This is a genomic window from Enterococcus sp. 12F9_DIV0723 (genome assembly GCF_002174375.1).
Classification (GTDB): Bacteria; Bacillota; Bacilli; order Lactobacillales; family Enterococcaceae; genus Enterococcus_A; species Enterococcus_A gilvus.
Genome location: NZ_NIBK01000001.1, coordinates 2,620,606 through 2,629,569, shown reverse-complemented (window position 1 = coordinate 2,629,569; position 8,964 = coordinate 2,620,606). Strand labels below are relative to the sequence as shown.

The following is an 8,964-nucleotide window of genomic DNA, read 5'->3' as shown; positions in this document are numbered from 1 at the left end:
ATTTATTCCATTTCCTTTGCAATATATTTAATACTTAGTGCTGAGGATTTTTTCTATAGTTTAAAAAAAATAAAAAAAATGTTTCAGTCTTAGTCAATAATAAATATATTTAATTGTCATTGTTAAACCTGCAAATAATTTGTTAATCATATTTTGAAAAGTGAGTTGATAAAATGGCTGAAAAGAAAAAGCGTAGGCGTCAAGGGGTAAAGCGCACGAGTAAAGCGAAGAAGGTTTTCTTAACCTTGTTAGGGATTCTTGTAGCGATCGTAGTTGTGATTGTGGGTGTAGGTGCGAAGATGTATTATGATGTGAAGTCGACGGCGGATGATACGTTTGAGACCGTGAAACGTAATGGGTCGGAGCAGCGTCAGGTGAATTTGTCTGAGCAAGATCCTTTTAGTGTCTTGCTTTTAGGAGTGGACACGGGAGCGCTTGGCCGGACGGAGCAGGGGCGCTCGGATACGATGATGGTGGCGACTGTCAATCCATCGACGAATGAGTCGGTGCTTGTGAGTTTGCCTCGGGACACGTATGCGGAGATCGTCGGGCATAATACGCAGGATAAGATCAATCATGCGTATGCGTTTGGCGGCGCGGCGATGTCGATGGACACGGTGGAGAAATTATTGGATATTCCGATCAACCACTATATTACTATTAATATGGAAGGAATCGAGTCGCTGGTCGATGCGGTCGGCGGGATCGAGGTCAATAATCCGTTTGAGTTTACGTATGAGGGGACGACGTTTCCTAAGGGGAAGCAAAAGCTTGATGGGGAGCTGGCGTTGAAGTATTCTCGGATGCGTTATGATGATCCTGAAGGGGATTATGGTCGTCAGGCACGGCAGCGTCAGATTATTTCTGGGATCGCGAATCAGGTTTTGAGTACGACGGGATTGACGAATTATCAATCAATTCTGACTACGATGGGTGAGAACGTGAAGACGGATTTGAGCTTTACGGATATGCGGACGTTGATGGGTGATTATCGGCCAGCGTTTGGCAACATTAAATCAGATCAGATGAAGGGGACCGGCTTTATGCAGGATGGGGTCTCTTACCAGCGTGTAGATCCAGCGGAATTAAAACGTGTACAGGATGAATTGAAGACACAATTGAAATAAACGTAACTAGAAGATCCGAGGAGGACATGAGTCATGTTCTCTTTCGGATCTTTTTCTCATTTTTATCAGTAGTGGGTGAAAAGGTGATTAACAGGCGAAAAAATTATTTTTTAATCACTATTTGCTTAAATGTACAGAAAGGCTGCAGTTGGAAACTTAATTGTTTGGTGGTTGAGGAATTGAATGCCTTCAAATAAATTAATAGTAATATGCAATTAATGTTGTAAAAATTATGTTTTAATAGGGATTTTTTTCTTTTAAAAATAAAATATAAAAGTTATTGTTTTTATAAATGATAAAAAGTATACTAAAGTCATCGAAAATGTTATTTTCGATGACTTTTTGTTTGTCGATTTTCAGTAAAGGAGGTATGTAGATGAAGAAAATTGTAAGTGGGTTCATTGCACTCATTGCAGTGATTTTGTTTGTTGGGCCGAGTGCTCATGCAGACGGTGCGATTACTGCGGATGAGCAAGGAATTTTGTCGGAACTAGACCAAGGTGTGACGATTGGTGGGAAGTCTTTTACTGTTCGAGACTTTGAACGTGCGCATGCAGAAAACTATTTGAAACAAAATGAGCTTTCTGCTGAGCAAGTGAACACGGTCGTTGCTCAGATCCAAAGTGCACGCGCGATCATAGCGTCTTCTGGTGTTGATGTTTCTACTATTAACTCTGTTGAACAATTGATCAAAGCATTGCCGTTGAACGTCAAGAATCAGTTAAAAGACGTAATTACTAAGGCGGCAAATGCACTTGGTTTGACTGCGGCATTCTATCCAGGCGGCTACACGATCACTGGGAACAATGTCGGGTCAGCAACTGGTTCGACTGGGAAACCAGCGACGAGCACAGTGTACACATCTGGCGGGGCTGTGAAACAAACAGGCGCGACGTATGTGACTAGTGCGGTTTCCTTCGCAAGTTTACTACTCGTTGCAGCAGGTGCATTCGTAGTGGGACGTAAAAAATTTGCTTAGGTCTTCAAGATGGAAGCGGGTTGGAGTGACATTCGTCGCTCCAATCGTCTTTCTGATTTTCGGCTATTCTTTGATCTATGTAATAGGAAAACCTGTCATACAATTTGTGACGTCTTCTATCCAATTGTTCTTATTAACAGATACCCCCAATTTTGAGGCCACAGAACAGTCATTTACGGCTGTGAATAATAAAAAGATCGTGATGAACGCGAAAAACGAATTATCGTCGAGCAAGATCGATTATCCGGTGGGCGGGCAGTTATATGGCAAAGTGAAGATAGAGCGTCTGCAATTGAATGTTCCTTTATATTTTGGAGATACCGAAGAAATTTTGCGTGAAGGGGCGGGGCAGTTTATGGGCTCCGTTTATCCTGGCGAAGTGGGCACTACCTTGATCGGCGGGCATAATGTCGATGATTTCGGAAAATTGGGTGCGGCACAGGTCGGCGATGAGATTACGCTTCAAACAACGTATGGAAATTATACGTACCGCATCAATCAGCTTGATGTGCGGAATAAAAAAGACAAGGTCATTGATGAGATGATCTATCAGCGAGAGGATCGGCGTCTGATTCTTTATACGTGCTATCCGATCGACAGTCTGGGATTGACGGATGACCGATTGTTTGCGATCGGGGAATTTGTTTCAGGACCTAAGATCGATGGCGAGGACTAAGGATAGACAACTGCAACTGTGAGGAGGGAAGGCTAGTAATGACTCATTTAAAACGAAATATTCCCCGATGGCTGTTGGCCTTTATCGGGTCTTTGCTCCTATTTGCATCGCTTGCGTTGATTTGTATTCGCATGACTTTGTTCAATCAGAATTTTATGATCCAGCAGGTTCGTCGCACGGGCTATGTGGAGACGATTCGCAAGGACATGACGGAAAGCATCCAGGATCTAGGACGGGGAAGCAATATTCCGCCGGAGGTTTTGTCGGATGTGGTACCGAAGAAAGTCGTTTCTGCCAATGTAGAGAATTACATTCGCAGCATCTACCAAGAGGTTCCTTTTGAGATCCAAGGGGAGGCGCAGATCAAAAAGAATATTTTGAACAACGTGCAGCAGTACGCGCAGCAGAAAAATATTCCGATCGATGAGACGACGCAAAAGAATGTGACACATTTGGCGGATAGAGCAACGGAGAATTATGCGGCCTTTATCGAGATCCCGTATCTGCTGCAATACGGCAGAAAAGTCATGGGGTTCCGTTCGTCGTTGACGCTTATTTCTGTCTTAGTGACAGTTGCGTTTTTATTGTTGCTGACGGGGTTGTTGCTGATGGTAAAAATGAAGCATCGGCGGATTCGCTGGAGCAGTATCGTCTTTTTTGGCGCAGGGCTGATGTTGATCGTGCTGCCGATGGCGATTTATTTCAGTGGTGTGATCGATCGTTTAGGGATCGCATCGGAAGGGTTGTACAAATTTGTGACAACGTATGTGACTGCGTTTGATCTGAGTTTTGTGTTTGTTGGGCTGGCATCCACTGTTCTGGCGATCTTGCTTGTCTTGATCAGTGAAGGGATTCGCCAAAAGAAATTGTTTAAGGCGCAATAGTGGAGGGGAAAAGATGGAAGAGACAATCAGCGTAGTAGAATTATTTCAAATTTTGAAAAAGAAAGCACTGTTGATCATTATGATGACGATCACGGGGATCGGTTTGGCGGCTGGCGTCACCTTTTTCCTGATCACTCCGATCTATGATTCGGCGGCGCAATTAATCGTCCAAAATAAGCAGGCAGAAGGGGCCAATATCAACCTGCAAAACGACATCAACGGCAACGTGCTGCTGATCAATACATACAAAGACATGATCAAGGGCGACATCGTTATCGATGCCGTCCAAAAGGAATTGCAGAATGAGTATCAGTATACTTACAGCAATAACGAGCTGAAAAAAATCATCGAGGTGGAGCAGGCGCAGAATTCGCAAATGTTCCGCATTATCGCGACCTCGCCAGAACCGCATAAGGCTGCTCGGATCGCGAATGTGACCGCAGCGACTTTCCAAAAAAAGGCCGAGGGTGTGTTGGAGGTCAGTAAAGTGACGGTCACATCGAAGGGCGTCGTCCCCTCAAAGGCGATCTTTCCAAACAATCAATTGAATTTACTGATCGGGGCGGTCGTTGGCATGATGCTGGGTGTCGGGTTGGCCTTCTTGATCGAGCTTTTGGACAAAACGGTCAAGGATGAGCGTTTCATTGATGAGTCGTTAGGGCTGCCGATTCTTGGGCAAGTGTCCCAGATCAGCAAAAAGGATCTAGTGGTAAACCGCGGCGTGATCGTGAAGACGCAAGAAGAGGTCAATCGTCCGATCAGCAATCGCACGGTGACGTCACGTAAGCGGAAACGAGTTTAGCATCTTGGCAAGAAAAAATTCAGGACAGTAGGAGAAGACGGTAAATGGCGAAAAAGAAACAGACAGTTGCACCCGTTGATTTGATCGCAGCGATCAATCCTTTTTCCACAACGGCGGAACAATATCGAAAAATTCGGACCAATATCGAATTTTCTTCAGCAGATAAAAAAATAAAATCCTTGGTGATCACTTCTTCTGGACCTTCAGAAGGAAAATCGACCACCGCGGCGAATCTGGCGATCGTTTTTGCCAACACAGGCAGTCGTGTGTTGCTGGTAGATGCGGATCTGAGAAAACCCAGTGTTGCCTTGAGTTTTAAGATTCCGAATGTGAATGGGTTAAGCAATTATTTGACGGAAGGGAATTCAGTAAGCGGGAGCTTCACTAGCGAGAGCATGTACATGACGCAAGGGAGTTCAGCAATCGACAATCGACTGATTGAAACGAACACTGAAAATCTGTACCTCATGCCTAGTGGACCGACACCTCCCAATCCTTCCGAGCTTTTACGTTCGCAGCGGATGCAGGAGCTAGTAAAAATATTAGAAGACTCATTTGATTTGGTGATTTTTGATATGCCGCCAGTCGTTACAGTAACGGATGCGCAAATTTTATCTGCCTATGTGGATGGGACGATTTTAGTGATTCGCGAACGTGCGACAAAAAAAAAGCGATTATTGAAGCGAAGAAATTGCTGGATATGGTCCAGGCGAAGATCATCGGTGTGATCTATAACGGGAAAAAACAAGGCGAAGATTCGTATTATTATTACGGAACGGAAGGAAGCAAGTGAGTAGCGCATGATTGATTTGCATAGTCATATTTTGCCAGGGGTAGATGATGGCGCGGAAAACTTAGAAGAAAGTCTGAAAATGGTTCGTAAAGCAATCAGTCAGGGAATCACTCATTTGATGTGCACGCCCCACCACAATAATGGAAAATACAACAACCCCGCAGAGGAGATCATTCAAAATGTGGCGTTCTTGCAACAGGAGATCGATCGTCGGGGGCTGCGATTGACGTTATTAGAGGGGCAAGAAGTTCGGCTGACGGAGTATTTGCTGATGAAAATCAAAAAAGGCGAGTTGCTGTTCACGGACTTGAACGATACCTATCTTTTAGTGGAGCTGCCGACGCATGAGGTGCCGATATATACGGAGGAAGTTTTTTATTCGTTGTTGAATCGAGGCCATATTCCAGTCATCGTTCACCCTGAGCGGAATTCGGTGTTTCGACAGGACCCGAACCGCTTGCTGCCGTTTCTTGAGATGGGGGCGCTGACGCAGTTGACTGCGCCGAGTATCGTGGGGGTATTTGGCAGCGACATCCAGAAGACGGCAAGACAGATGCTGGAGCATCGAATGCTGTATATGGTCGCTTCAGATGCCCACAGTTTGAAAAATAGAAATTTTTTTATGAAAGAAGCGTATAGAGAGATTCAGAAAATCGGCGGGAAACAGATGGTCGGGGACATGCAGCAGATGGCGAAGGACCTAGTGAATGGCGATCCTGTCGTTCGACCCAATTATCAGGCAGTGCGAATGGCGCGGTTCAAGTTGTTTTAAGGATCAGTTTGTTGGAGGAATGAGTAATGAAGGCAGAAAAGTCGCTTTGGGACAGTGGGCACACAAAGAATGAGGCTTATGACGATCCGGCGTTTTCAGAGCGGACTTGGATCGATAAGAAGAAGCTCAAACGCCAAAAAGGATATGCTTTCGTAAAACGAGCAATGGATCTTTTTTTGAGTTGCTTTGGGCTTGTTTTGATTTCTCCAGTGATGATCTGGGTCGCTTATCGCATAAATAAAGAAGAACCGCGAGCATCTGTGATTTTCGCACAGGAGCGTATCGGTAGGAATGGCAGACCCTTCAGGATGTATAAATTCCGTTCGATGTGTGTCAACGCGGAAGAGCAACTAACGGATCTTTTGATCAAAAATGAGGTCAAAGGAGCGATGTTCAAGATCAAGGAAGACCCTAGAGTCACGCCCTTTGGCAAATTTATTCGACGGACCAGCTTAGACGAACTGCCTCAATTGATCAATGTGATCAAGGGGGAAATGAGTTTGATCGGTCCAAGACCACCGCTGCAAAGAGAGGTAGCGGAATACAGTCAGTATGACAAACAGCGACTGCTAGTGAAGCCCGGTTGTTCGGGAGCATGGCAAGTCTCTGGACGCAGCGACATCCATTTTGAGGAAATGGTAGAATTGGATGTTCACTATATCAATACACGCACGACGCGCGCCGATCTTTTGCTGATCGTCAAGACGCTCAAAGTCATGCTTACCTCAAGCGGCGCGTATTGAGTGAGTCAATTGAATCAATCGGATTTTTCTGCCTGCGAGGGTCATGATCGCAGGCAGCTTTTTGTGCCTATGGGATCAGCCATCCGGTCTTCTGCAGAGGGCTTCGGGTCATTTCTATTTTGTGAACGATGGAATAGACGCGCCAAGCTTCTTCTTCGCGGGTTCGTTTTCTTGATTGGTTTTGCTGCCGCCGGTTTGGAAGTATTTGGCTTTTCCGAATCCTTCTGTAAGGATCGGCTCTTTATAGATGGGGCCAAAGCAACGACCGGTAGAGTTGCCCGTTCTTTCGGTCTTATTGAAGGTGTGGGGCTTTTTTCTGAAGCGGCTTCGAGAATTTTCTGCGGCAGTTCTGTTTCTTTTTCCAGAGGAGAATCTTCGTCTGGATCGGTCTCTCTATCGAAAATCGGGGTTTCTTTGATCGTCACCAAAGTTCCTACAACGATAGCATCAAACAGTTTTATGCCATCTTTTTCAAAAAGATCAAGGCTGGTCAATAGTTGGCAGGCCTCTTTCATTTCTTGCGGTGTCAGGCTGGTGTCGACTTCTTTGTAGGTCCAGTCGTGTGTACGGCCGGCACCATCTTTGAAAGTCGTCACTAAATGGGTCGTTTCAGTCATTATTAGGCACATCCTTTCCTTTTATTTTTCTTCCATTTCAAGGTTCATTGGTTTCTTCGGGGCGTATGTGTGACAGTAGAGAGTGGAAAAAGGTCTGGGCTTTTTCAATGTATGTGGTAACGGAGAAGACGCGGACGCGTAATGCCCGCCACTCGGGCGCCAGGAAATAGTCTTGGAAATAGTAGAAAAAGCGCTTCATGGTGCGGGTCGCTTTGGTGTTCATAAAAAGGTAACGGACAAGGTCTTTCAATACGTAGGCGAATTCTTTTGCGCCAAGTTGATACCGAACGCGCAGGGCTAAGATATATTTGATCGTTGTGGTGCTGTTTTGTGTTAATTGGTAATACCAGGTGATGCGGTTTTCTAAGGTGGCTACTTTTAAATGGAAAAGCTGATAGTGGTTGAGGGATAGATCTTGCATCCTCATGTGGATCGCTTCCTTTCTTTTTAAGAATTGTTCCGGCCGTTGCTTAAAAGGTAAAGGAGCGAGAAAAATTTGGCAAATCGCAAAATGACCGCAAGACCCTCAAAATGACCTGTTTTGAGGTAAAAAACGGCTATTTTGGGCAAAAACCGGTCAAATTGGGGGGAGGGGAAGTCATTTTGCGATTTGAAATGGAAAGCGGATTCTTATATAATAGAAGGTTCGCGATAAAACAAATCGAAGAAAACGAGTGAAGCGAGGCAGCGTTTCTTTAAGCTTTTCTTGGGATACGGCCTTTTTAATGAAGCCGCTGCGAGGTTTCGCTATACTTATTTGTTATAGGATAGGAGGGGATCAGGTGAAGAAGATCATTGCAGGCGTGGTTTCTCTGCTGCTGAGCTACGGGATGGTTTATACCTTGGTCATGCCGACGTTGCAGAATTATCCTCGTTTGGCCCGAATGGCGCAGCGCTTTGAATACACGGATGAGGCACTGTGGCTCTTTATTTTTTTGAGTTTGTGGCTATTTTATTGGCAATGGGAGCAGCGAAAGCTATGGAGTATCTACCTGTATCTCTTTTATAGCTGCTATTTTTTACTGTTGTTCATCATGCTTTTTACGAAAGCACGAGCCTATCATTCGTTTAATTTGAATCCTTTTGAATTGTATTTGAATAATGGGCAGCAGATCATCGAGCTGTTGCTGAACATCGGGTATTTTATTCCGTTGGGCTGCTTGTATGGCCTTCGCGCCAGCAAAGTGGAGGCGGCGGTCATTGCATTGACGACGATCATCGGGATCGAGACGATCCAATATGTATTCTATATCGGGACCTTCGATATTTGGGATATTTTTTCGAACGCTGTCGGCTGCGGGATCGGGTATTTCTTATGTATAAAATTTAAAGAGCGATTGGCTTAAAAAAACAAACGGTTAGGGATTTTCCCTGATCGTTTTTTTGTTGTATTTCTTTAAATACATTCTTTTTGCTATTAAAATTGAAAAAATCAAGGAGAAAGGCGTCAACTAATCGAGAAAACAATTAATAAAATTAAAAAAATTAGGATAGAGAAAGAATTGTTATTTAACAATAAGTAGGATTGATCGTCAATCCTCTCTCTTTTTCTCTCTGTTTTATCATAAATA

Annotated in this window: 10 protein-coding genes and 1 pseudogene; 9 read left to right on the top strand and 2 right to left on the bottom strand. The window is 44.5% G+C overall.

All coding sequences use genetic code 11. The features are described 5' to 3' along the window. Positions 1 to 173 precede the first annotated feature (173 nt). From A5868_RS12450 to A5868_RS12415, 8 genes and pseudogenes are all read left to right on the top strand, one after another. On the top strand, positions 174 to 1,127 hold the full coding sequence (locus tag A5868_RS12450) for an LCP family glycopolymer transferase (RefSeq protein ID WP_010779748.1): 954 nt from the start codon (positions 174 to 176) through the stop codon (positions 1,125 to 1,127). 376 nt (positions 1,128 to 1,503) lie between these two features. Continuing rightward, on the top strand, positions 1,504 to 2,106 hold the full coding sequence (locus tag A5868_RS12445; RefSeq protein WP_086303291.1) for a hypothetical protein: 603 nt from the start codon (positions 1,504 to 1,506) through the stop codon (positions 2,104 to 2,106). A gap of 25 nt (positions 2,107 to 2,131) precedes the next feature. Continuing rightward, positions 2,132 to 2,782, top strand: coding sequence for a class D sortase (locus A5868_RS12440; RefSeq protein WP_010779751.1), 651 nt, complete (start codon positions 2,132 to 2,134; stop codon positions 2,780 to 2,782). Positions 2,783 to 2,820: 38 nt separating this feature from the next. Next, entirely contained in the window at positions 2,821 to 3,666 is an 846-nt protein-coding gene (locus A5868_RS12435; RefSeq protein ID WP_010779752.1) for a hypothetical protein, read from the top strand. A gap of 13 nt (positions 3,667 to 3,679) precedes the next feature. Further along, positions 3,680 to 4,468 (top strand): YveK family protein, encoded by a 789-nt coding sequence (locus A5868_RS12430; protein WP_086303292.1) that lies wholly within the window; start codon positions 3,680 to 3,682, stop codon positions 4,466 to 4,468. A 44-nt stretch (positions 4,469 to 4,512) separates the two neighbouring features. After that, positions 4,513 to 5,261, top strand: a pseudogene (locus tag A5868_RS12425) (CpsD/CapB family tyrosine-protein kinase). Positions 5,262 to 5,268: 7 nt separating this feature from the next. Beyond that, positions 5,269 to 6,033 (top strand): tyrosine-protein phosphatase, encoded by a 765-nt coding sequence (locus A5868_RS12420; protein WP_010779755.1) that lies wholly within the window; start codon positions 5,269 to 5,271, stop codon positions 6,031 to 6,033. A 26-nt stretch (positions 6,034 to 6,059) separates the two neighbouring features. Then, on the top strand, positions 6,060 to 6,776 hold the full coding sequence (locus A5868_RS12415) for a sugar transferase (protein ID WP_086303293.1): 717 nt from the start codon (positions 6,060 to 6,062) through the stop codon (positions 6,774 to 6,776). A gap of 41 nt (positions 6,777 to 6,817) precedes the next feature. Here A5868_RS12415 and A5868_RS12410 read toward each other — a convergent pair whose 3' ends face one another. Together A5868_RS12410 and A5868_RS12405 are read right to left on the bottom strand one after the other, a co-directional pair. Further along, on the bottom strand, positions 6,818 to 7,393 hold the full coding sequence (locus A5868_RS12410) for a DUF2922 family protein (RefSeq protein ID WP_086303294.1): 576 nt from the start codon (positions 7,391 to 7,393) through the stop codon (positions 6,818 to 6,820). A 37-nt stretch (positions 7,394 to 7,430) separates the two neighbouring features. Beyond that, the gene (locus A5868_RS12405; protein ID WP_176281317.1) at positions 7,431 to 7,814 is read right to left on the bottom strand and encodes a hypothetical protein; all 384 of its coding nucleotides are present in this window, start codon (positions 7,812 to 7,814) and stop codon (positions 7,431 to 7,433) included. A 361-nt stretch (positions 7,815 to 8,175) separates the two neighbouring features. Here A5868_RS12405 and A5868_RS12400 point away from each other — a divergent pair, with 361 nt between their 5' ends. Then, positions 8,176 to 8,739, top strand: a complete 564-nt coding sequence (locus A5868_RS12400; protein WP_010779760.1) for a VanZ family protein — start codon at positions 8,176 to 8,178, stop codon at positions 8,737 to 8,739. The last annotated feature ends 225 nt before the right edge of the window (positions 8,740 to 8,964 follow it).